This is a genomic window from Maribellus luteus, from assembly GCF_003576475.1.
Classification (GTDB): Bacteria; Bacteroidota; Bacteroidia; order Bacteroidales; family Prolixibacteraceae; genus Draconibacterium; species Draconibacterium luteum.
Genome location: NZ_QWGR01000003.1, coordinates 617,915 through 641,185, shown reverse-complemented (window position 1 = coordinate 641,185; position 23,271 = coordinate 617,915). Strand labels below are relative to the sequence as shown.

The following is a 23,271-nucleotide window of genomic DNA, read 5'->3' as shown; positions in this document are numbered from 1 at the left end:
CGCTTGAAGCTTTCATCATAAACTATAAATCCTGACATAAATTTACTTTTTGTGTAAACCTATTTTAGGACAAGACATATAAATCCCGATTCAATTATCACCCTGAAAGGGTGTAACGATAATAACCGCGGGTAAACGATCCGTCAGTTGACGGACGGAGAGTGCAACCCGGGGTATTGATAAGAACCAGCAACCGGCGCAATCTCTCCGTTGTTTCGAAGCTAGAAGTTCTGTGCGCCGTACAGCAATCTTTTATCTAAAAATAACTGCCCAAATAGTTTTTTTTATAGATGGTGGTCTCGCAGGAGGAAGACTTAAGTCCCTTGTAAGAGATAGGGGCGAGAAACGGATATAGCGACTTGGATTGATGTTTTATCTGTAATAGTAGTGCTATATTGTATTGTTTATCAGGTGCTTTTCAGCTCTCGTGAATAGCCGTGATGAATTAATAACTGAAAATTCAGTTTAAAAACTGAAAAAATAGTTGCAAAACTGAAAAATCAGTTGTATGTTTGTTCGGAAGTAGAAAATTTAGTGTTGAGTACAAAGTATTGAGAAGATCGTACTCGGTGCTCGCTCCTTAAATCTTAAAGTCTGAACAATGAAACGACTCACCCGAAAAGAAGAAGAGGTAATGAAAATCCTCTGGCAGCTAAAAAAAGCATTTGTAAAAGACATTGTGGAAGAATACGACGATCCGAAACCGCATTACAACACCATTTCGTCGTTGGTGCGCCTGCTGCAGGAAAAAGGAGTTATCGGCTACAAGCAGTATGGCAACACCTATCAATATTTTCCTCTGTTGTCGAAAGAAGAGTACCGCCATTCGTTTATGAAACAGGTGGTAAGCGACTATTTCGATAATTCTTACAAAAGTGCGGTGGCGTTTTTTGTGAAAGAAAAAGGCTTGTCGGAGCAGGAGATTGATGAGCTCATTAAACTGATAAAAGAGGGAAAATAATGGAAAACTTCCTGCTCTACATCGGAAAATCGGGCCTGGCAGCCGGGGCTTTTTACCTCTTATTCCTGGCGCTTTTCCAAAACAAAAAACAGTTTTTGTTTAACCGGATTTACCTGCCGGTTTCGCTGGCCATCAGCTTTCTGATCCCGCTGATTACCTTTACTTCGGTGCGGTACATCGAAACCCAGACAGTGAACTATGCCGAGAGTTATGCCTATTTGCCCGGAGCGGGTGTTTCGGCGGCGGCAGAACCGGAAATGGAGTGGACAAGCGTATTGTTCCTGATTTACCTGGCCGGAACGATGCTCTTTCTGGGCCATCTGTTGCTGGGGCACTACAAGGCTTTTCACATTGTTCGTACCAGCAAACTCAGGGAGTTTTACGGAACCATTGTGAATGTGACTTCGAAAGACGTACACCCGTTTTCGTTCTTCAACAAAATTGTACTTTCCGAAAAAACCACCCGGAATCCCAACCTGGAAATGATCGTTCTGCACGAGAGTATTCATGTAAAAGAACGGCACACGCTCGACATACTGGCGGGCGAAGTCCTTTTTCTGTTCCAGTGGTTCAACCCTTTTGCGTGGCTGATTAAAGATGCCATGAAAAACAACCTCGAATACCTTACCGACCACCAGGTTGCCCAAAGCCATAACCCGGAGGCCTACCAGCTGGCAATGGTTGGACTGGCCGACAAAAAGGGGGTAGCTCCTTTTCTAACTGCATTAAACGGATCACAACTTAAAAACCGAATTATTATGATGAAACAAAAATCAGAAAACAAGTACCCGCTGCTCAAACAGCTGGTTGTTCTGCCTTTACTGGCCGTGCTTATCATGGGGCTTTCAAACAAGGAAGTAAAAACAGAGTTTATCGAAAGTAACACTGCTGAAGTAGTTGCAGCGGCAAAAACAATCACCGGAAAAATTACCGATGAAGCCGGAAAGGCCTTGCCCGGAACCGCTGTTTTTGTAAAAGGCACCACCATTGGTACCATTACCGACATGGAAGGTAATTACGAACTGAAACTCGAAGACGATGCCGCAACGCTTGTTTTTATGATGATTGGCTTTGATCAGAAAGAGGTGAAGGTAAACAAGCGGTCAACAATCGATGTAAAACTTTCAGCTTCAAAAGAAAACGAGGATATTAAAATAAAAGGAGAGGGGAAGTATGAACAAGTAAAGCCCAATTCCGGTGATGCGACTCAAACATCGGGCTGGAAGATTGACGGCAATTTCGATGGAACCCTTTCAAAAGATGGTTCAGTTACTTTAAAGCCAGGCTCTACTGAAGACTTAAAAATATCGGCTACGGGTAAGAATGCGCCACTGTTTATCGTGGATGGCAAAGAATACAAAGATATTAACGCCTTAAATGCCAGCGATATTGAAAGTATTTCAGTGTTAAAGGATGCAACTACAAGGGCAATTTATGGCGAAAAAGCCAAAAATGGGGTGGTTCTTATTTCTACCAAGTCGGCGTTGGCGTTAAAGAAATCGCTTGTATATGTTGACGATAAAAAGTTTGAAGGCGACTTATCGGAGATTGATAGCGAGAAAATTAAGTCGATGGATGTACTGAAAGGAGAAGCCGCCACCAATTTGTTTGGCGAAAAAGGGAAAGACGGTGCCATTTTAATAACAACCAAAGAAAATTTGAAAACAGGTGATCCTTTGTATTTTATCGATGGCAAAAGAGTGACTGATACTAACAAGCTAGATACTGATGACATCGAAAGTATAAGTGTATTGAAAGGAGCATCAGCTACAGCTCTTTATGGATCGGAAATAGGAAAGAACGGGGTGATATTTATTACCACCAAGTCGGCGGCGAAAAGCGCTGGTAAGCAGAATGCCAAAGACAGTGAACCGGCAGTATCCATTGTCCCGGTAAAAGCACAGGAATCTTTTGATGGAAAGTCTCCCCTCGTAATTCTTGATGGAAAAGAATACAAAGGAGAAATGAATGACATTTCGCCCGGCGATATTTCTTCCATTTCTGTTCTGAAAGATGAGGCCGCAACAGAACTTTATGGCGACGCAGCGAAAGATGGCGTAATAATTATTCAGACACACTCGTATAAAATCAAATCGATGTTGGAAATGCGGAAATTTATTGCCCAAAAAATCAAATATCCGCTTGCTCCCCGGGAGTGCTATCATACCGGAGATGTGAATGTATTTGTTCATGTGGATGCAAAGGGGAGAATTGCACTTCTGGATGAAAAGCCCGAGGATGCTGTTGTGCTCGACGAGGTGGTTGTTACGGGCTATGGACCCCAATTTTCCAAAAAGGGGGAATCCGATGTCTTAAACAAAGCCCTGAAAAATGAAGCAAAGCGGGTGGTTTCGTTAATGCCTGCGATTGATATTCCGGAATTGATTGGGAAAAATGTAATAATGAATGTAAAATTTAGGTTACAGTAATACGACGAGATCTTAGTAATCTCCGGTTGTAAATGTGCCGCACAAAAGAGATGTAGGTTCAGCGGACAAAACAATCCTGATTCCGGAGAATCACCAATAGAAATGAGAGTTAAGATGTATACTCCTATCCGGGATTTGTTTTTATTTTTAATGAATATCCGCATTATTGCCTAAAAAGAAAAAGTTCACGCAGATTACGCTAATTATCGCAGATTCTTCAGAGAACAAGCTGCTGTAATCCGCGCTTTTCTGCGGAATCCGCGTGCTAAAAATCATTTAGGCATCAAAACGGATATTCATTTTATTTTTTAATGCAGAATATCCAATGTAGAATTCCCAATATCCAATTTTCTGGATTTTGCTGGATATTTTACATTCAAAGTTGAGAATAGGATATTTTTTAAAACTGACTTTCACCGAAAAAAGGCACCCCTTTCACAACGTGTTGTTCAGTTTTTTTTGATGAATTATGTTTCGGTGCGCCGCACCTTCATTTGCGACCATGATTTCGATCTATACATATTCCGCAGCGCTGCTGCTAAAGAAATTTCATTTATTGAAAGGTGCGCTACTCTTAAAAATATCTGTAGTCTGAATATCATATCAAAAGAAATGGTGCAGCGCACCGGGAATATTTGTAGTTAAACAGGAAAACACAAACCAAGGTGCAGCGCACCGCTGACTTTGTCGTTTATAAGAAGTTCCGGCGCTCTTCCTGGCTGCAAACGAGGGGATTATCCTTGCTAAGTTGCATTCAAAATATTTGTAGTCTGAATATCATATCAAAAGAAATGGTGCAGCGCACCGGGAATATTTGTGGTTAAACAGGAAAACACAAACGCAAGGTGCAGCGCACCGTTGACATTGTCGTTTATAAGAAGTTCGGACACTTTCCCTGGCTACAAACGAGGGGATTATCCTTGCTAAGTTGCATTCAAAATATTTGGACATAAAAAAGATGGCATCCGTATCTGAGTTGCCTCTCACGGATGCCATCCTCCTTGCTCTTCGCTCTTAGCTCCTTGCTCTTCGCTATTTCTTTTCAATAATAGCTACCCAACCTCCGCCGGGAGCCATATTTACTTTTACGGTTGAACCGGAAGTTACTTCCACGGTTTCCTGTGCGAAATCGGCCGCATGTTTGGTAGCGTTTACGCCGTCTTTCCAAACTTTCATGGTGTAAGTGCCTTCACCCAGGAAATCGAGTTTCAGCTCCAGCGTGCGCGGGTCCCAGTCGGTCATGGCACCAACGTACCAGCTATCGCCCGAACGGCGGGCAACGGCAATGTAGTCGCTTACTTTGGCCTCCAGAACTTTGGTATCGTCCCACACCGACGGAACGACCGAAAGAAATTCCATACATCCGGGCTCGCGGTAGTAGTTCGATGGGTTGTCGGCCAGCATTTGCAGCGGACTTTCGTACACTACGTACATGCCCAGCTGGTGGCAACGGGTGCCCTGGCTCATGGGTTCGGTAAAAACCGGTTGGAAGTTTTGCTTTGTTTTGTTGATCATCGCGCCGGGCGTGTAATCCATGGGGCCGGCCACCATGCGGATAAAGGGCAGCGTAACATCGTGTTCCGGATCGGGAAGATTCGACCACTTGGCATTTTCAAGCCCTTTTACGCCTTCGTATGAAACAACGTTCGGGTAAGCACGGTCGAGGCCGCAGGGTTTGTACGCCCCGTGGTAATCGACCAGCAACTGCCGTTTGGCGCATTCCATGGCAATTTTCTCATAGAAATTAACCATCCACTGGTCGTCGCGCTGCATAAAATCTATTTTGATTCCTTTTACGCCCCATTTCTGAAACTGATCGAGGGCTTCAACAAGTTTTTCATCCAGTGTTTTCCATACCACCCACAGGATTATCTCCACATTTTTTGCCTTGCCGTAATCCACCAGCTCTTGAATGTCGATTTCATCCACCACATCCAGGACGTCGCCTAAATGGTACCATCCTTCATCCAGAATAATGTATTCGAGGCCGTTTGCCGAGGCAAAGTCGATGAAATACTTGTAGGTTTCGTTGTTTACTCCCGATTCAAAATCAACACCGTAAATATTGTTGGCATTCCACCAGTCCCAGGCTACTTTCCCGGGTTTGATCCAGTCGGTGTTTTCAATTTTTTGCTCTGGGGCCAGTTGGTAAATAAGGGTCGATTCCACCAATGCGGCATCGTTTTCGGTAATCAGCATCACGCGCCACGGGAAAACACGCGGGCCGCTGCAACGGGCAATGTAATCGGCATATTTCACGGGGCGTACATCGCGGTCGTTTTCCTTTTTTTCTTCCAGTACCACACCGGCAAATTTGCCTTTCAGTGCATTTTTGTTCTCGTCGCAACCGCGCAGCCACATGCCCGGGTAATCCATCAATCCCGATTCCGAAATGTAGGTTTTAACACCGTTGCCGCAATCTACCAGCATCCCGGTAGAGCCAAAACGTTCGCTTCCGATATTCGAAAGTTTTTCTTTCAGGTATTCGCGTTCCTGGTGCGACATCAGGCTTTCTTCTTCCGGAAACCAGATGTTGTGGTCGGCCGGGAAAGCAAAGGTTACCTGCTCCGACATTACCTGGTAGTCGCCCTTTGCGGCCGAAACCCAACGGTAAGCCGCGCCTTCGTCGTAAGCCCTGAATTCGAGTGAATAACCACTAAAAGTAAGCGTTAGCAGGTTGTATTCATCTTTAATAACGGTGCGTTTAACTTTTACGGCAGGCCGCAATTCCTGCGAAACAGAGGTGGTTTTTGCCTTTTTTACTTTTGCTTGGGTACCCCAAACAGTTCCGTCCGAAATTTCCATCGATATGGGCGACGGAGCAACAATTTCCTTTCCGTTTAAAAGAACAGCGTATGAAACCTGTTCATTTACGGTCACTTTTATGGCCACTTTCCCCGATGGCGAGGAAACCGCATAATCTTTGGCTGAAACTCCTGACACAAAAAGCATCAGAAGCAGAATCATGGTTAGTTTATACATATCACAGGATTTTAATTGTAAGATGGTGCAAGCCCTTAATGGCCCCGTTGAAGCCGCTTGCCAACATTGAATATTAGATATTTTGTTAAAAATTAAAGAGTAGGCAAGGTAGCCAAATTATAGCTAAATTAGTAGGTACTAAAGCTTAGGGTTATGAAAAAAATAATATTGATTATGGTAATTATTGTTTCGGCAAGCATACCGTTAAAAGCCGCCGAATTTGAGAAGGACGTTTTTAAAACATCGGAAGGAGAGCTGGCCATTACCTTTATCGGACACGGTACGTTAATGCTGGAGTTTAACGGGAAAGTGATTCATGTGGATCCGGTGTCGCAGTATGCCGATTATGAATCGATGCCCAAAGCCGACCTTGTTCTTATTACGCACGAGCACGGCGATCATCTCGATCCGAAAGCAATTGATGCTGTTAAAAAGGAGGCAACCCGCGTTGTGCTGACCGAAAGTTGCTCTCCGAAGTATACCGGTACCGATGTAATGAAGAACGGCGACACCAAAGTGTTTGGAACGATTTCGGTGGAAGCAGTTCCCGCTTACAATATCCGGAATATGCGGGCCGATGGCACACCTTTTCATCCAAAAGGACGGGGAAATGGTTATGTGATCCGTTTTGCCGATAAGAAAGTGTACATAGCCGGTGATACCGAAAATGTTCCTGAAATGGCCGATCTGGTCGATATCGACGTCGCCTTTCTTCCCATGAACCTTCCTTATACGATGACTCCGGAAATGTGCGCAGACGCAGCGCGTTTGTTTCATCCAAAAGTGTTGTATCCTTATCATTTCGGAGAAACTGACACCGGCGAACTTGTTAAGTTGCTGGAAAATGACAAGGACATAGAGGTACGAATAAGAAAACTGAATTGATGTGTTGCTGTGCCGGGAGTTAGGTGTATGTAGGACTGAATTCGTTTTTTAGAGGCACAATTTTTCCGCTGTCCGAATGAAAGCGCTGGCTTACGCTGGTTCTTCGCACGGTATTAACCAATTGCCGCAGAGTTCGTATACTCTTGTTTTGGCGGGGACTATTTGGTTATTTTCTTGCACCCTCTCGAAACGCAGAAAATGGTTGTAACAAGGCCGCTTAGCGCAAAAACGATCAAAAAACCGTAGAATAATTTTTCGGATAAATTGGCGCAACATGCTAAAAAACCTAACAGCAGAGTGGCAAAGAAACCCAGAATTCCCCAAAGGCCCAGGTTGTAGCAAATTAATACAAGAACTTTTTTCATGACTCTCTTTTTTAATGTTCGTTTGTACAACAAAGAAAAACACTATAAACAACATATGTTCATAAATAAATATGATATATTTGTTTTGTGCCTGTGATATTGAAGCGTGTAATTTGTGATGTTTTGCACAAACAGATGTGATGTTGATAATATTTTACTGAAAAGATAGGATGACGATAAAAACAGATGCTTGTCTGAATTGCCAGATCAAATCGAATGTTGTTTCGATTTTAAACGATGAAGAACTTTGCGAATTGGGGAAGGGCTGTTTGCAAACCGAATTCAGAAAAGGCGAATTGATTTTTAAAGAGGGGACACCCGCCCATCATGTGGTATACATACGCGAGGGCTTTGTTAAGCTCAGTAAAAAGGGGATCGGTGAAAAGGATTACATTTTGAGTATTCATAAAAAGGGAGCTTACCTGGCGTTGAACAATCTGAACAACCAACGGCGTCAAAACAGCGTTTCTGCCACTGCGGTAACACCGGTGAAAGTCTGTTTTATTGATACCGAAGTATTTGGTTTGTTGCTGAAAAAGAACGGGCAGTTTGCTTCCGAAGTCATCCAGTACATGGTGGGCGACGAAATGAATTACTTCGACCGGCTGGTAAATAATGTGCAGCAACAGGTTCCGGGGCGGCTGGCCAACTCGTTGTTTTATTTCCGGGACCAGGTGTACAACCAGAATCCCTTCAAACTGGATATTACCAAACAGGAACTGGCTGCATTGATCGGTACCTCGCGGGAAAGTGTGGCGCGTTTGCTAAAAGAATTCCAGGAAGCCGGAATCATCCGCGTTCAGAAAAACACATTTACCATTGTTGATGAGCAGAAACTGGAAGAAATCCAGCGAAAAGGATAGTGCCGCTTGTTGTTCGCGGTAAGGTTGGAGCAAAAAAAGCCACCCGGAATTTCCGAATGGCCTTTGTATAAGGTAGGATGCTTACTTCAGTATTTTGTTGTTGAGATCCAGTGCTCCAAGGTCTTTCATTTGAATGTTGGAAGCATTGATCACTGAATTAATGTCGCTGATATCGACGTTCTTCTGCGAAGCGAATAACGCCGGGATAATAGCTACTTTAAAAATCTGGTTATCTGTTTCAGCCGGGCGCAACTCATTCTCAGGAATGGTAAATTCAAGGAACACCCGTACATTTTCCAGGGTATAGTCGAAATTATACTGGATTTCGCCTTTTAAATTTTCGTCATCAATAAAAACAGTTTGAGGCATCAGTCGCCACACATCCAGTCCATTGTCCTGTTCCCACAGAATGTAAACCAGTACCACGTCGTCTTCGTAGATGTCAACATTGCTGGGGAAGTTTTTGATTACACTGTACCCGTTTGCTGGGGTAAAATCGATGTTTTCCATTTCAAAAACGGTTCCCAAAAAAGAATCACCGTCTTCCCCGGGAATTCCGGGAGGGCCAATCGGTCCCACGGGGCCTTCGCATGCTGCGATTAACAAGGCTGCTGCGAGTAAGAAAATGTTTGCTAGCTTTTTCATGTCTTTATGATTTTCTGATGAATAATTTGTTTTCAGGATCGTCCTAAACAAGGATGGTGCCAAAAAAAACCTCCGGAGTTGATCCGAAGGTTTTGTATGTTTTTGTAAAATGAAAACTAGTCGGCCGATCCGGGAACCGGAACGCTTGCATTTTTGATGAAACCGATATCGCCCATGATGTAGGTATCAGGTCCCAGTTTCATATCCGAGTTCATCATTTCGTCCCAGGTAACCTGTTTTCCGGTGTAAGCAGAAACACGGCCCATGATGGCTGTCATTACGGAGTTCGCTGTTTCTTCTGCTTCGTTAAACGGAATGTTCTGACGGATACAGGTGATCAGGTTTTTGTGCTCCTGAACGTAGGGACTGGTGTCGTGATCTTCAAACGCAAACAGTTCGTTGCCCTGCAGGTCGGTAATTTTTGCCGTACCACCTTGCGATGTGAACGAATGCCCTTTTGTTCCGTGGAAAAGTTCGTTTACCGCATTGGAACAACCGTTGATCTGGCGGCAGGTACTCAAAACGTGTCTGTCGTCGTCAAAAATGAAATCAACCGCAAAGTTATCGTACTGGTCTCCGGTGGGGCGACGTTGGCGCGAACCAAAACCGAGCGCTTTTACCGGGTGTTTTCCAAAGAACCAGTTGGCAACATCGATGTTGTGAACGTGTTGTTCCACAATGTGGTCGCCTGATAACCAGCACCAGTTAACCCAGTCGCGGATCATCCATTCCATTTCGCTCCAGTTCGGATTGTTGTCGCGGTACCACAACTGTCCGCCGTTCCAGGAAACTTCTCCCGAAACAAGTCTTCCGATAGAGTTATTGGCTAGTTCTTTATAAATGCTTTGGTATTTGTGCTGGTGACGGCGTTGTGTTCCGGTAACCACTTTTAATCCCATGTTGTCGGCCATTTTGGCGGCTGCCAATACCTGGCGAACACCCGCTGTGTCAACAGCAATGGGTTTTTCCATAAACACATGCTTGCGTGCTTTTACCGCGGCTGCAAAATGCTCCGGACGGAATTTCGGAGGAGTAGCCAGAATTACAATGTCTACACCCGAGTCAATAACTTTTTCGAAAGCGTCGAAGCCAACAAAACAGTTTTCTTCGGGAACTTCCAGGCCTTTTTCATTCTTGATTTTATCGCGGCAGCTGTCCAGCCTGTCTTTGAGAACATCTCCAAGAGCGGTAACGGTTACCGTAGATCCTCCGGCTTCAAGGAAATTAATGGCAGCTCCGGTTCCCCGGCCACCACAACCAATAATACCGGCTTTAAGTTCTGCTCCTGCCGGAACTTCGTCCAGCATAGGCGGGAAATTATATTCCCTTGGTTCCCAGTCGTAAGACACACCGGCTGCCGAAGTATCTCCACCTCCTGAGGCACAGGATGAAAAAGTTCCAACTCCCATGGCACCTGCTGCTCCAACTACGGCTGCACCGGTCAAAAACCTTCTTCTCGAAAAATTATTGTCACTCATGATGTTAAAATTTTAGTTGTAATTTAGGAATATAGCTATGTTTAATTCTTGCCTGTTTTCTCGTCGAATTCACACACCACTCTAAAGCTGATGTAATTACAGTCGGAAAGCCACCAGATACTCTTTGGAATCTGTGGGTCGGTTTTTAGCCAGGCCTCGCTTTGCGTATGGTCGCGGGCTGCACTGCGCACTTCGCCAACCGGGCTTTTGAAAGTTCCGCCCCTTATTACGCGTTCCTCACCGGTGGCAGGTCCTTTCGGGTCGGTGGCTCCGTCCTGAAGTTTGGCATAACTGTCTTCAGCATACCAGTCGAGGCAATATTCAGCCGCATTTCCCAACATATTCTTTAGTCCGAACGGGTTGGCTTCCACCTTGTCGGGTTTGCCGGTTTTTAACCCGCTGTTGTCTTCGTAAATCACGTATTCGTTGATGGTTTCACTGCTTTTGCCAAACAATTTTCCGATAAATCCTTTGTCGCCAAAGTCTTTCGGATTTCCTTCAAAGAAATAAGGAGTTTCTGTTCCTCCACGTGCGGCGTATTCCCATTCTGCTTCGGTGGGCAGGCGATAGGTTTTACCGGTTACCTGCGACAACCACCGGCAATAGGTTTCAGCCGAATGATAACTCATGGTAATCGCTGGGCGGTCTCCCAGACCCCAGTTTTGGTCGGGTTGCCCGTAAGGTGGTGTTGGTCCCGAAATCGCATCCACATCGGCGTTGGCACGTGTACCTTCCGTATCCGAGGTTCTTCCTTCGGTTGCCGTAGCGGTGTAGAAAGCGAGGTATTCGCTCCAGGTAACCTCCACTTCGGCCATAAAGAACGGGCTTACTTTTACCGTTTTCTGCGGACCTTCATCGGCTTTCCGAAGTTGTTCGTCTTCGGGGCTTCCTATTTTGAAGCTTCCTCCCGGAATAGCTTTCATATTAAATGAAATCGTAGTTCCCGGAATTGTTTCCGTATAACTTTCCAAAGCGGTAACCCGCGCAGGCTCGGTAAATTTCTCCAGGTTCTCGGCACCGGTGCTTCCAAATTCCACGTTTTTGGCGTGCAGGGCTTTGGGGTCGTAATGCCCCACGTTGAGGTGACAGTTGATACACCTCAGCTGTTCTTCGTTTTGAGAATAATACAAATGCGCATCCTGTCCCTTTTGCGAAAGTGTAAGCGGGAAAAGATTGGAATGGCATTTCACACAGGAAGCTTTGAAAACATGATGTTGAGCCTGCTCCAGGCTTGATTTTGCTTCCCAGTTAAAATCGGCAGAGTCTTTAAATACATAGCCATAAAGATCGCGGGCCGAAGCTTTTATTTTTTCTTTCAGATAGCCTTCTCCTTTAGGGGGTAAATGACAGTCGACACAACCAATTTGTATTCCTACGCGGGTGTCGTAATGTACCGAGAGTTTCCACGATTCTGTAACATGCGGATGAACGTGACACATTTCGCACGACTCGTTTGTTGAAGTGACTTCGATAGCTTTGTTTGCATAAACTGTGATCAAAATTCCGACCACAAAACCAAGGAAAAGAACCAGCAAGAGTTTCTTTCTGAGATAATTGCCAAATTTTCTGAACATCTGGTAATAATTTATCAGGTAATATGTTTGATTTAAGTGGGCCTAATTTAAGGATTTTATCTTATGCAACTGTGCTGGTTTCAATTATTTATAACACACCAGTTGGATTTGTTCTGCCAGTGTTTAAAGAGGTAGCGGAAAAAAGAAAAGGTTGCCGGAGAGCGACAACCCGTGGATAATTCTTGATAGGAATACAAGAGAGAGAAAGGGAAATAATTGTACCTGCAAGGTAGGGAATATGTTTTGGTTGGGCTGTATTAAAGTGATTACAAAAGCATTAAATGTTGATTAAGGTCTGGTAAACAACTGTTGGGGAGCTATAAAAAGACGCAGGAATATTTCGTAACTTATGGCTATGAACAGGCTCAAACATGGTATTTCCGATCTGGTTGAATTGTTTTTTCCTTCATTGTGTGTTACCTGTGGGGAAAGACTCATTTCGCAGGAAAGGTTTCTGTGCTTGGAATGCTGGTACGATTTGCCGGTGACTAATTTTCATTTGCAACCCGAAAACAAAGTAGAACAACTTTTCTGGGGCAGGGTGAAGATTGAAAATGCCACTGCCTTTTACTCGTACCGAAAAGGAAGCAACTACCAGCAACTGATTCACTACATTAAATACAAAGGAATGAAAGAGCTGGGGGTTGAAACCGGGCGTAAGTTTGGCTACCGGTTGGCGGAATCCGAAGCATTTTCGGCAATCGATGTGTTGATTCCGGTTCCGCTACATCCGAAAAAAGAGAAAAAGCGGGGCTACAATCAGTGTCTCTACATTGCCAGGGGAATGGCTGAAGCAATGGCGAAACCCGTGGTGTCAGATAATCTTTACCGGAAAGTATTTACCGCAACGCAAACGCGCAAAAACCGCTTTGAACGCTGGCAAAACGTGGAAGGCATTTTTGATACTCACCGGCCCGAAGAGTTGAAAGGAAAGCACATTTTACTGGTAGACGATGTGGTGACCACCGGTTCCACACTTGAAGCCTGTGCATTTCAGCTGCTGAAAATTGACGGAGTGAAAGTAAGCATTGCCACGCTGGCTTTTGCCGATTTCTGAGAAGTGTTCCTTGCATTGTTCGACCTTAAAAAGATAGCTCAGAGATTCAAACTACAAAAAAGATAAAATGTACTTTGTTGGTAATATGTTAAACCATAAATTAGCACCAAAAACCGGAAAGCAAGTTCCTCGCAATGCCGGCACAGGCAGTTCGTTTCTTTTCAGTGTAAAGAATGAAGGTGTGCAGGCCGCGAAATGTAGTTAACAACAAACATTTAAACAGATGAAAGCACTATTGACAGGGATCTTCCTAATCGTATTGTTTGCCGCATCGGCGCAAGACAAAATCATTAAGAAAAACAGCGAGGTTATTAATTGTAAGGTAAGCGAAGTGGGTACCGACGAGGTAAAGTACTACTACCAGGAGAGCCCCAAGCTGGTGTTTGGAATTGATAAGGCGCTGGTTGAGCGGATCGAGTTTGGAACCGGCGAAGTGATTACCATTGATAGCAATTCTTTTAATGATCCGGAATATTATGCCACCCAGGGAAAGCAGGCACTGAAAATTAATTTCCTTTCGCCGCTGTTTGGAACTACTGAATTGGTTTATGAGAAGAGTGTAAAACCCGGTAAATCGTGGGAAGTAGCTTTGGGTATTGTTGGGCTTGGAAACGACATACAGGAGATTGATCCGGTAGGAGTGTACGGTAAGTTTGCCTGGAAATTTATGCGGAATCCCGATTACTATCAATACCGCATGCATTACTCACACATTCTGAAAGGTGCCTATTTTGCTCCCGAAATTGCCTTGCGCTACATGAAGTACGATGGGGAAGGTTACGATTATTACCTTGACGAACAAGGTTATTCCCACTCCAGGTATACCGGTGAGAGAGAACAGAAAACTACGGTGGCACTTATGTTGAAGTTTGGAAAACAATGGGTTTTCGATAATTCATTTCTTGTAGATACTTATGTGGGGGTAGGTTATGGTTTTGGTGCCGACGATTACAGCGGATTGCCTTATGGCTTTATTGTGGCACCCGAGGAATTCCCCATTGCTTTGACTTCCGGAATCAGAATTGGATGGGTTTTTGGAAAATAAGGCGGTCGGTTCAACATCTTTAGCAAATTTTTGTTTTCAGAACAAAGAATAGAGATGGAATTCACAATCAGCAAATATTTCCCGGGCGTAAGGCCCAATGTTCCCATGCCCATGCACGATATGTTTACTCTGTTGCAGGAAGAGGGGATGCGGAAAATGGTGAGCGACCACTACGACTTAGTGGTGCAAAGCCCGATCAAACATTTGTTTCCCAAAAATCCGATAGCCCTGGAAAAAGCCAAGGAGCACTCGGCCGATTTTTTTATCCAGATTTGCGGAGGGCCCGATTATTTCAACCAACACCGCGGGATGCCGCAGATGAACCGTCGCCATCGTCCGTTTCAGATCACGGCCGAAGCCCGCATCGAATGGTTGAATTGTTACCGCGAAGTGCTGAAAAAACTGGATTTGCCGGAGAATGTGCTGATGTCGTTCTGGAACTACCTCGATGTATTTTCGAAGTGGATGGTGAACAGCTGATGTCCTGTTTTTCTTTCAATTAAAGCTTGTAGTACAGCGCCAGTGAAATGACGTTGTTAAACTGGTTGTTGAGCCAGTAGGAAGTGGTAGCTTCCGGTTTATTGCGTATCGGTACCACCGAAAGCGCAAACCTCAGATCGACCGACATGCGCTCCAGGAAATCGAACTGAAATCCTGCAAAAGGCTGAAGATCGAATTCCTTGAAAGGCATTTTGTTGGGATCATCGACATCGTCAACACCAATAATTTCGCGCGAATGTATCAGTACTCCGGGAGAAATTCCGCCGATGATCATGCTTTTGTCATTGGTCCTAAATGCCAGGAACACCGGAATTTCAATATAGCCAAGACGCATGATGTATTGGTCTTGGGTGGTTTTGGGATTGAAATTTCGTCTCGATCCCTTTTGCGAATATTTGATTTCTATGCCGGCAGAGATAGCGGGTGCGATATCGGTTTGTACAAAAATACCGGCCAGTAAACCTACTTTGTTGTAGCCTTTGAAAGCATCACCTTCCACCTGGGTTCCGTTGAATCCGGCAATCAGGCCGGCATCAAATCGCTGTGCAAAAACGATGTTTGCAAGCAGCAGAAAGAATAGGATGAGTAACGTTCTGTTCATTAGTGCCAATTTACATTAATTTTTTGAGTTCTTCCAGTAGCAGCTCCACTCCCTTGCCCGCTTTTTCCTCGACATAAAAGACATTGGGTTGGTGAACGGCCGGTTTTCCCGGGTCGATCACAAAAATAGGGGTGCCTTTTTGTACATAATTCACCAGTCCTGCCGCCGGGTAAACCGCCAGCGAAGTGCCAATAACCACCAGAATATCTGCTTGCTCAACAATGCGGACGGCCTTGGGTATTTCTGTCACCGCTTCGCCAAACCACACAATGTGCGGGCGGAGCTGACTGCCTTTTTCACACAAATCGCCCAAATCGAGGGCCCAGTGGTCGAGCTCGTAAACCAGGACAGGATCGATGGTGCTCCGGGCTTTGATCAGTTCGCCGTGCAGATGCAAAACGCGGGAACTTCCGGCGCGTTCGTGCAGGTTGTCCACATTCTGGGTTACCACATCCACGTCAAACCACTGTTCCAGCCTGGCAATTCCGAGGTGGCCGGCGTTGGGTTCCACTTCAAAAAGTTGCTTCCGGCGCTGGTTGTAAAAACGAAGTACGAGCGCGGGGTCGCGTTCCCAGGCTTCGGGCGAGGCCACTTCAGTAACATCGTATTGTTCCCACAATCCACCCATGTCGCGAAAGGTCTTTAACCCGCTCTCCTGGCTCATGCCCGCCCCTGAAAGTACTGTCAGTTTCTTTTTCATTTAGAGGATCGTCTTTTTCTTTCATTCAAAAATACAATTTCGCTGAAGAAAAAAATCGTGAATCAACGGTTTACTCCGGGCAAATATGTTTTTATGCTTGTCGGCGATGGTTGTCTTGTGTTTTTTTGCTTTGCGCCCCAAGGGGATTGAAAAATACGAAAACTGGCGCATTTTCAGTCCAATGGGGTACTTCGGAAGTGGGGAGGGGTACTTCCGAAGTACCCCTCCCCACTTCAAAACATACTCGCCGGGCTTCAGAGGGTACTGTAGTCGGCAAAAAGGCGACTCGTGTTACCTGAGAGGCGACTGCAGTAGGCTTTTTACTGACCGGAGTCGCTTCGGAGGTGACTGCAGTCGGCAAATTACCGACTCGTGTCGCCTTTTTACCCCGCGCAGTAGGTTCGGAGGCGACTCGGGCAGGCTCTGAAGTGGTAAGGGCAGATTTTTGCTTCCCGTCCTTTCCTGTGTTCATAAAATTAACCGGAATCTTAATTTGAAATCTCTACATTTGCATTCGTGATCGATCATGCTACCATAGAACGAATACTGGATGCAGCCGAGATTTCGGATGTGGTCTCTGAGTTTGTAACACTTCGGAAACGGGGTGTTAACATGTTGGGATTGTGTCCGTTTCATAACGAAAAAACACCTTCATTTACGGTTTCCCCGGCCAAGGGCATTTTTAAGTGTTTTGGCTGCGGAAAGGGCGGTAACTCCGTGAACTTCATTATGGAGCACGAGAGCCTGAGTTACCCGGAAGCACTTAAGTGGCTGGCCAAAAAATACAGCATCGAGGTTGCAGAGGAGGAGGAGACCGAAGAGCAAAAACAGTTAAAAGACGAGCGCGAAAGCTTGATGATCGTCTCGGGTTTTGCGCAGAAGTTTTTTACCCGCTTTTTGTGGGAAGAAAACGAAGGACGTACCATTGGGCTGAGTTATTTCAGGGAACGCAGTTTTCGTGACGATGTAATGAAAAAGTTTGAGGTGGGCTTTGCTCCCGACGGGAAAACACCGTTTACCGATGCGGCACTCAAACAAGGGTACAAGATCGATTTTCTGGAGAAGACAGGACTTACCATCAAACGCGACGACTGGTTGCGCGACCGTTTTGCGGGAAGGGTAATTTTTCCGATTCACAACCTCGCAGGCCGGGTAATTGCTTTTGGGGGCCGTATCCTGAAAGATGATAAGAAAACGGCCAAGTACCTCAATTCGCCCGAGTCGGAAATCTACCACAAAAGCAAGGTGGTGTACGGCATTTACCAGGCAAAGCGTGAAATGACACGAACCGACAAAGCGTACCTGGTAGAAGGCTACACCGATGTTTTGTCGATGCACCAGGCGGGTATTGAAAACGTGGTGGCTTCCTCGGGTACCGCGCTTACTGCCGAACAAATCCGGCTTGTAAGAAGGTTTACGCCCAACATCACCATTATTTATGATGGCGATGCTGCCGGTATCAAAGCTTCGCTGCGCGGGATCGACCTGGTGCTGGAAGAGGGGATGAACGTAAAAGTATTGCTTTTACCCGATGGCGAGGATCCCGATTCGTTTGCCAAGAAAATGGGAGCCAGTGCTTTTCTGGAGTACATCAAAGAGCACGAAACCGATTTCATCCGCTTCAAAACGCAGCTTTTGATGAAGGACACCGAAAATGATCCGATCGCCCGTGCAAGGCTGATCAGCGATGTGATCCGTTCGGTGGCTGTTATTCCCGATTCCATTACGCGGTCGGTGTACATCAAAGATTGCAGCAACCTGCTGGGGGTAGACGAGGAAGTCCTGTACAACGAAGTGCGCAAACAGAAGCAGAAGCAAAACGACGATTTTCAAAAAAGAGATACAAGGGAGCAGCAGTCGCGACCGGCTCCCAAAGTTGCCATTACGGCAACACCCGTACCTTCGGGGTTTGAAACGGAGGAACTGGAATTTTTGCGCTTTCTGCTAAAACATGCCAATGCCCTTATTTATTTCAAGGAAAAAGACAGTGAAGAAAAAATAGCGGTGGCAGTGAAAGACTTTATGGTGGCTGAAATCGAAGAAGATGAGCTGGTTTCAGAAAACCCTTTGTTTCAGAAGATCTTTTACGAAGTGGCCGACAATATTGAAAATGAAGCCTTCGATTCGTGGAAATACTTTATTTATCACCCCAACGGCGAGGTAAGCAAGCTGGCCACCGATTTGCTTTCAGACAAATACATTGAAAGTAAGCGCTGGACAAAAGCCGGTGCCTTTACCGAAAAAGAGGAGGATATTCTGGATTTGCTGATTCCGCGCATTGTAAACGAATACAAACTGAGCAAGGTGAAAGCCATGCTGGCGGGAATCGAAAAAGCAATTGATGAGGCAAACGCTGCCGGTGATTTTGAAAGGGTAATCGAAGAGCAATCGATGTATATGAACCTGAAGCGGGTAGAGAAGGAGCTTTCAACCCAGCTGGGAAACCGAATAATAAGCTGAGCGGATATGCGAACGTACGATATTGAGAAAAGAGAAGAGATAGAAGAGGTGATTAGAGCCTGCAAAACCTGTTACCTGGCCATGTCGGTGGACGATAAACCGTATGTGTTGCCCATGAATTTTGCGTTTGAAGGTGATACGGTCATTTTGCATTCGGCGCAGGAAGGCCGCATGTGGGAAAGCATTCTGAAAAACCCAAACGTTTGCATTAACTGGACACTGGGAGAAGAGCTGGCCTGGCAGAATGTTCAGGTGGGATGCAGCTACCGGGTGAAATCGAAATCGGTGGTACTGGAAGGAACGGTGGAGTTTATCGATGATTTTGATGAAAAGTACCGCTGTCTCGAACTGCTGATGAAGCAATACAGCGACCGCGAATTTAAATTTGGAACACCGGCAGTAAAAAACGTTGGGATTTTCAAGGTACACATCAGTGCTCTCGGAGCAAGGGAATTTGGCGCAAAAGCCATTACTCCGTGGAATAGCTAAAGTATTTTTCTATGATATTTGTAACAGGAGGAACCGGACTGGTAGGAGCACACCTGCTTTTGGAGCTTACGAAGCAGGGGAAAAAGGTGCGCGCACTAAAGAGGGAAACAAGTAACCTTCAACAGGTAAAAAAAACATTCTCCTGTTATGTTGAAAATGCACAGCAGCTATTTGATCAGATTGAATGGGTAAACGCGGATATGCTGGATTATTATTCGCTGGAGCCGCTTCTGGCAGGTGTTACTGAGGTTTACCATTGTGCAGCCATCGTTTCCTTTCGGAAAAAGGAGCGGCAGGAAATGATTCACTCCAATGTGGAAGGAACGGCCAACCTGGTAAATGCCGCTTTGGCAAACGGTGTAAAAAGGATTTGCCATGTGAGTTCGATTGCGGCTCTCGGAAAGGCGCAAAACGGCGAGCCGGTAACAGAGGAGACCAACTGGGTTCCTTCGAAAAAAGTGTCGGCTTACTCGGATAGTAAGTTTCACTCTGAAACCGAAATCTGGCGCGGAATAGAGGAAGGTCTGGATGCAGTGATCGTTAACCCGTCGATTATTTTTGGCCCCGGAAACTGGGAAAGTGGCAGTGCAAAGTTTTTTAAAACCATTTGGGACGGGATGAAATTCTATACCAAAGGAACCACCGGTTTTGTGGACGTAAGAGACGTGGTGCGGGCAATGGTTTTACTGATGGATTCCGAAAATTTTGAGAAATGTAAAAACCAGCGTTATCTGTTAAACGCGGAAAATCTGAGTTATCAAAATGTCTTCTTCCAGATTGCGGATGCGCTTAATAAACCACGGCCTTCGGTTTTTGCTTCGGATTTTATGACGGGTATTGCCTGGCGTGCTGCCGCCATTGGAAGTCTTTTTACCAGAAAACCGGCTGCCATTACACGCGAAGTGGCTACCGGAAGAAACGAGGTTCATAACTACGACGGATCGAAAATAACCCGGACCTTGGGTTTTGATTATACACCGCTTTCCGATTCTATTCGGTTTACTGCTTCTTGTCTTTTAAACGACTATAAATAAAAAGAGCAGGATAAACCTGCTCTTCATACATTCATTTATTTTATTTTCCCGATAAAAAATGCCCTCTCAGGCGGCTGAATCAGTGTTTATCCAACGCTGCTCAGATCTTTATGGTTCTCTCAATAAGTAGTCGCTTTGTAATTTCCTTTATGCAAACTCTTTCGCATATATACAAAAAGGGGGCAACTCTTGTCCAAAAAGCTGCCCATAATAAAAAACAAAAAGATAAAAAATAAGGGTTTGTGCTGGTAAAATAAAGACTCTGCGGCGAGATTTCCAAATTTTTAATCAGGAAAATTATGTAAATGAGTTGATTTTAACTTATTTATAGGCAGTCTGGAAAAAGAAACGGGCGTTTTCCTTAGCGTAAAATGTTTAAAAGTCTGATCGTGTTGTTAAAAAATACTTTCGTATGCCTATCTTCGTTTGTCTATTAATTTGACAAAAAAATGAAAACAGACCTCTCGAATATCCGAAACATAATCTTTGACCTGGGAAAAGTATTACTAAACCTTGATTTTGATGCGTCCATCCGGGCATTCCATGAGCTGGGCTTAAACCGGAATGTCCTTAGCCGGCAGCAGGCGTATGCCGATCCGTCGTTTTATCAGTTGGAAACAGGGGAGATATCTCCCGAGGGGTTCAGGGAAAAGGTTCGGGAGATTCTGAACATCCCGGATACATCCGATCAACAGATCGACAAGGCCTGGTGTGCGATGCTTGGTGACGTGCCCCGTAAGCGTGTCGACGCGCTAAAGGAACTTCGGAAGAAATACAGGGTTTTTCTTTTTAGTAATACCAATGCTATTCATATTTCGCATATGCATGCCGATTTTGAAAAGAAATACGGATTTGCATTTCCCTCGTTGTTTGAAAAGGATTTTTACTCGCACGAGATTGGAAAGCGTAAGCCGGATCCGGCGTCCTTTGGGAAAGTGATAGAGCTGGCGAAAGTCAATCCGGCAGAGACATTGTTTGTTGATGACCTGGAAAAGAACATAGCTGCGGCACAAGAGACCGGGTTAAAAGTCCTTTGGCTGGAGGACGGGATGGAAATGGCCGAGTTATTTTAATATTCGCACCTGTTTTATCCGAATGTCTTTTACCGGCCGCCAGCGTTGATCGGTCTCTACTTTGGCAATTTTGTCCACCACATCCATTCCGGCGGTGACTTTCCCGAAAACGGTGTACGAACCGTCGAGATGAGGTGCCCCGCCAACGGTCTTGTACACCTGGCGTTGCTCTGCCGAGAATTGATAGTTATTTTGCTTTTCAAGCTCGTCCAATTCATTGTCGAAATATTTTCTTCCGGAAACGATGTAAAACTGTGATCCGTCGGAACGGCGGCGTTGGTTTTGTGTGTCCGGCTTTCGCGGCGACCCGATCATGCCCCGTTTGTGGAACAATCCGGGAACGATGTGCGCCGGAATTGTATAGCCTGGTCCTTTCCAGCCCACACTTTCGCCGGGTTGTGCATAGCGTGTGTCGGCGGCGCCGCTTTGTATCCCGAAGTTGGAGATGACCCGGTGAATCAGTAAACTGTCGAAATAGTGTTCTTTGGCCAGCCGGATAAAGTTGTCGCGGTATTCAGGAGTTTCGTTGAACAGTTGAATCGTAATGTTTCCGGCATCAGTTTCAAGCACAATTCCCTTTATTTTGGCATTTTCTGCGGCTGTTTCAGCATTGGTACTTACGCTCAGTGCCGCCAGCGATTTGGGTTGTGCTTTTTGCTTTTTCAACATCTCGGAGATAAACATGGTAGGAATGGCGAAACTCTGCTGTTCAAAATCTACCGTTGCAGAATAGGCCACCCCAATGGCTTTTTTGCTGTCGATAAAAATAGGAGTGCCAAACTGTGATTTTCGGATCACATTGGAGAGTCGGTAAAGCTTGCTTCCTTTTACATTCGCCAGGTTCAGTACTTTTCCTGAAAAAAGCTGAATGGTTTTGCCTGTTTTGGGTGCCACGTACATCGACTTTGTAAAGTTGGGAAGGCTTCCTTCAAAAAGCTCGATGGGGCTGCGTTTGATGCCGTCCACCTGGAGGATGATCAGATCGTTGATACGGTCGAAAGCCACAAATTTATCAGCCGTGTATGTTTTGTCCTCGTCAAAAGGTTTCACTTTTACGTTGCTTGCCTGGCTTACCAGCGAATACTTGGTTGCCAGCAGGTTTTCGCCGACAAAAAAGCCCTGCCCGGTTTCCAGTATCCGTGTTCCGTCAAACGATTCAATGGTGGCTATCGAAGCATGGATTGTCTCCCATTCATTGTTGTCCTGCTGAGCTTCGGTTTGCGGGGAGGCTTTTTGCTGGGCAACTTCCTGCGTTTTCTTTTCTTTTCCTCCGCAGGCAGCCAGGAAAATGGCTAAAATAAATAGGGCAACTGTTTTATTCATCCAGAATATTTACTTTAATAACAACATCGGTGTACGGTCGGTTATTGCTGTCGGTTTTCAACGCGGCAATCTTATCGATCACATCAAATCCTGCGATGCACTCTCCAAAAATCGTGTATTTTCCATCCAGTTCGGGGTAGCCGCCAACGGTGGTGTATGCCTTGCGTTGAGCTTCTGAAAAAGTCAAAACATCCGGGTCGAGGGCGTATTCCGTTTCAATCTGGGCTTTTACCTGATCAGCGAGTTCACGGAATTCGCTCACTTTTTTCTCTTCTTTTAGCTGTTTGAGTTCTTCCCGCACTTCGGGTGTCATGTATTTTTGGATGATTTTGTTTCGGATGGGACGGTTTACCGCCAGTTCCATGGTGTCAAGCGCTCCTTCGGTGATCACACTTCCCTTTACAATAAAAAATTGAGAGATGTCGGATTGTTTAAAGGGGTTTACCTCGTCGGGTTGGCGCGGGGCACAAAGCGCGCCTTTTTTGTGAAAGTATTTGGACAGAATTTCATCGTCCACAGTTTTGTCGGGATCGCCGTATCCGATTCTTTTCCCGGGAGGAGCGTTTCTCGAACTCTTGGAACCTCCCTGGATCAGAAAATCCTGGATGACACGGTAAAAGAGTGTCTCGTTGTAATAACCTTGTCGGGCCAACTCAATAAATGCATTCTTGTGTTTGGGCGTGTCGTCATACAACCTGAATTTCATAGAACCCACATTGGTGGAAATCTCCACTACGGTTGACTGCGCCTGTGAAAAAGAACTTAAAAGACTAACGAATAAAAGAATTAAACTAAACCTGATCATA

20 protein-coding genes are annotated in these 23,271 nt (G+C 45.3%); 11 read left to right on the top strand and 9 right to left on the bottom strand.

Annotated features, from left to right (window positions below):
- Positions 1-601: 601 nt before the first annotated feature.
- Together D1614_RS08245 and D1614_RS08240 are read left to right on the top strand one after the other, a co-directional pair.
- Positions 602-961 carry a BlaI/MecI/CopY family transcriptional regulator gene (locus D1614_RS08245; protein WP_119437406.1) on the top strand — a complete coding sequence of 120 codons (360 nt, stop codon included), beginning with the start codon at positions 602-604 and terminating at the stop codon, positions 959-961.
- The gene (locus tag D1614_RS08240) at positions 961-3,390 is read left to right on the top strand and encodes a M56 family metallopeptidase (protein WP_119437405.1); all 2,430 of its coding nucleotides are present in this window, start codon (positions 961-963) and stop codon (positions 3,388-3,390) included. The genes D1614_RS08245 and D1614_RS08240 overlap by 1 nt, the downstream gene beginning before the upstream one ends.
- A 1,032-nt stretch (positions 3,391-4,422) precedes the next feature.
- Here D1614_RS08240 and D1614_RS08235 read toward each other — a convergent pair.
- Positions 4,423-6,372, bottom strand: a complete 1,950-nt coding sequence (locus tag D1614_RS08235; RefSeq protein WP_119437404.1) for a glycoside hydrolase family 97 protein — start codon at positions 6,370-6,372, stop codon at positions 4,423-4,425.
- 153 nt (positions 6,373-6,525) lie between these two features.
- Here D1614_RS08235 and D1614_RS08230 point away from each other — a divergent pair, with 153 nt between their 5' ends.
- Positions 6,526-7,257 carry an MBL fold metallo-hydrolase gene (locus D1614_RS08230; protein ID WP_119437403.1) on the top strand — a complete coding sequence of 244 codons (732 nt, stop codon included), beginning with the start codon at positions 6,526-6,528 and terminating at the stop codon, positions 7,255-7,257.
- A 158-nt stretch (positions 7,258-7,415) separates the two neighbouring features.
- On the opposite strand, the gene D1614_RS26055 is transcribed toward D1614_RS08230, so the two are convergent.
- Entirely contained in the window at positions 7,416-7,622 is a 207-nt protein-coding gene (locus D1614_RS26055; protein ID WP_119437402.1) for a hypothetical protein, read from the bottom strand.
- A gap of 170 nt (positions 7,623-7,792) precedes the next feature.
- Here D1614_RS26055 and D1614_RS08220 point away from each other — a divergent pair, with 170 nt between their 5' ends.
- On the top strand, positions 7,793-8,485 hold the full coding sequence (locus D1614_RS08220) for a Crp/Fnr family transcriptional regulator (protein ID WP_119437401.1): 693 nt from the start codon (positions 7,793-7,795) through the stop codon (positions 8,483-8,485).
- A gap of 81 nt (positions 8,486-8,566) precedes the next feature.
- Here the strand turns inward: D1614_RS08220 and D1614_RS08215 are convergent, their stop codons facing one another.
- The 3 genes from D1614_RS08215 to D1614_RS08205 all read right to left on the bottom strand — a co-directional run bounded on the left by D1614_RS08215 (position 8,567) and on the right by D1614_RS08205 (position 12,182).
- A complete protein-coding gene (locus tag D1614_RS08215) occupies positions 8,567-9,130 on the bottom strand; it encodes a collagen-like protein (RefSeq protein WP_119437400.1) in 564 nt (187 codons plus the stop codon).
- A 116-nt stretch (positions 9,131-9,246) separates the two neighbouring features.
- Positions 9,247-10,608, bottom strand: a complete 1,362-nt coding sequence (locus D1614_RS08210) for a Gfo/Idh/MocA family protein (protein ID WP_119437399.1) — start codon at positions 10,606-10,608, stop codon at positions 9,247-9,249.
- A gap of 41 nt (positions 10,609-10,649) precedes the next feature.
- Entirely contained in the window at positions 10,650-12,182 is a 1,533-nt protein-coding gene (locus D1614_RS08205) for an SUMF1/EgtB/PvdO family nonheme iron enzyme (RefSeq protein ID WP_119437398.1), read from the bottom strand.
- A 355-nt stretch (positions 12,183-12,537) separates the two neighbouring features.
- On the opposite strand from D1614_RS08205, the gene D1614_RS08200 reads away from it, so the two are divergent.
- The 3 genes from D1614_RS08200 (at position 12,538) to D1614_RS08190 (ending at position 14,764) form a co-directional block, all read left to right on the top strand.
- Positions 12,538-13,239 carry a ComF family protein gene (locus D1614_RS08200; RefSeq protein ID WP_119437397.1) on the top strand — a complete coding sequence of 234 codons (702 nt, stop codon included), beginning with the start codon at positions 12,538-12,540 and terminating at the stop codon, positions 13,237-13,239.
- Positions 13,240-13,462: 223 nt separating this feature from the next.
- Positions 13,463-14,284, top strand: coding sequence for a hypothetical protein (locus D1614_RS08195; RefSeq protein ID WP_119437396.1), 822 nt, complete (start codon positions 13,463-13,465; stop codon positions 14,282-14,284).
- Positions 14,285-14,338: 54 nt separating this feature from the next.
- Positions 14,339-14,764 carry a globin domain-containing protein gene (locus D1614_RS08190; RefSeq protein WP_119437395.1) on the top strand — a complete coding sequence of 142 codons (426 nt, stop codon included), beginning with the start codon at positions 14,339-14,341 and terminating at the stop codon, positions 14,762-14,764.
- 19 nt (positions 14,765-14,783) lie between these two features.
- Here the strand turns inward: D1614_RS08190 and D1614_RS08185 are convergent, their stop codons facing one another.
- A complete protein-coding gene (locus D1614_RS08185; protein WP_119437394.1) occupies positions 14,784-15,386 on the bottom strand; it encodes a porin family protein in 603 nt (200 codons plus the stop codon).
- Between the two features lie 10 nt (positions 15,387-15,396).
- Positions 15,397-16,086, bottom strand: a complete 690-nt coding sequence (locus D1614_RS08180; protein ID WP_119437393.1) for an SIR2 family NAD-dependent protein deacylase — start codon at positions 16,084-16,086, stop codon at positions 15,397-15,399.
- Between the two features lie 516 nt (positions 16,087-16,602).
- Here D1614_RS08180 and dnaG point away from each other — a divergent pair.
- The 4 genes from dnaG to D1614_RS08155 all read left to right on the top strand — a co-directional run bounded on the left by dnaG (position 16,603) and on the right by D1614_RS08155 (position 21,142).
- Positions 16,603-18,546 carry a DNA primase gene (dnaG, locus tag D1614_RS08170; protein ID WP_119437391.1) on the top strand — a complete coding sequence of 648 codons (1,944 nt, stop codon included), beginning with the start codon at positions 16,603-16,605 and terminating at the stop codon, positions 18,544-18,546.
- 6 nt (positions 18,547-18,552) lie between these two features.
- The gene (locus tag D1614_RS08165) at positions 18,553-19,035 is read left to right on the top strand and encodes a pyridoxamine 5'-phosphate oxidase family protein (RefSeq protein ID WP_119437390.1); all 483 of its coding nucleotides are present in this window, start codon (positions 18,553-18,555) and stop codon (positions 19,033-19,035) included.
- A gap of 11 nt (positions 19,036-19,046) precedes the next feature.
- Entirely contained in the window at positions 19,047-20,069 is a 1,023-nt protein-coding gene (locus D1614_RS08160; protein WP_119437389.1) for an NAD-dependent epimerase/dehydratase family protein, read from the top strand.
- Between the two features lie 449 nt (positions 20,070-20,518).
- Positions 20,519-21,142 (top strand): HAD family hydrolase, encoded by a 624-nt coding sequence (locus tag D1614_RS08155; RefSeq protein ID WP_119437388.1) that lies wholly within the window; start codon positions 20,519-20,521, stop codon positions 21,140-21,142.
- Here the strand turns inward: D1614_RS08155 and D1614_RS26050 are convergent.
- Together D1614_RS26050 and D1614_RS08145 are read right to left on the bottom strand one after the other, a co-directional pair.
- The gene (locus D1614_RS26050; protein WP_206609947.1) at positions 21,134-22,465 is read right to left on the bottom strand and encodes a peptidylprolyl isomerase; all 1,332 of its coding nucleotides are present in this window, start codon (positions 22,463-22,465) and stop codon (positions 21,134-21,136) included. The two genes, D1614_RS08155 and D1614_RS26050, sit on opposite strands and share 9 nt — an antisense overlap.
- Positions 22,458-23,270 (bottom strand): peptidylprolyl isomerase, encoded by an 813-nt coding sequence (locus D1614_RS08145; protein WP_119437387.1) that lies wholly within the window; start codon positions 23,268-23,270, stop codon positions 22,458-22,460. Before D1614_RS08145 ends, D1614_RS26050 begins: the two co-directional genes overlap by 8 nt.
- Between the last annotated feature and the right edge of the window lies 1 nt (position 23,271).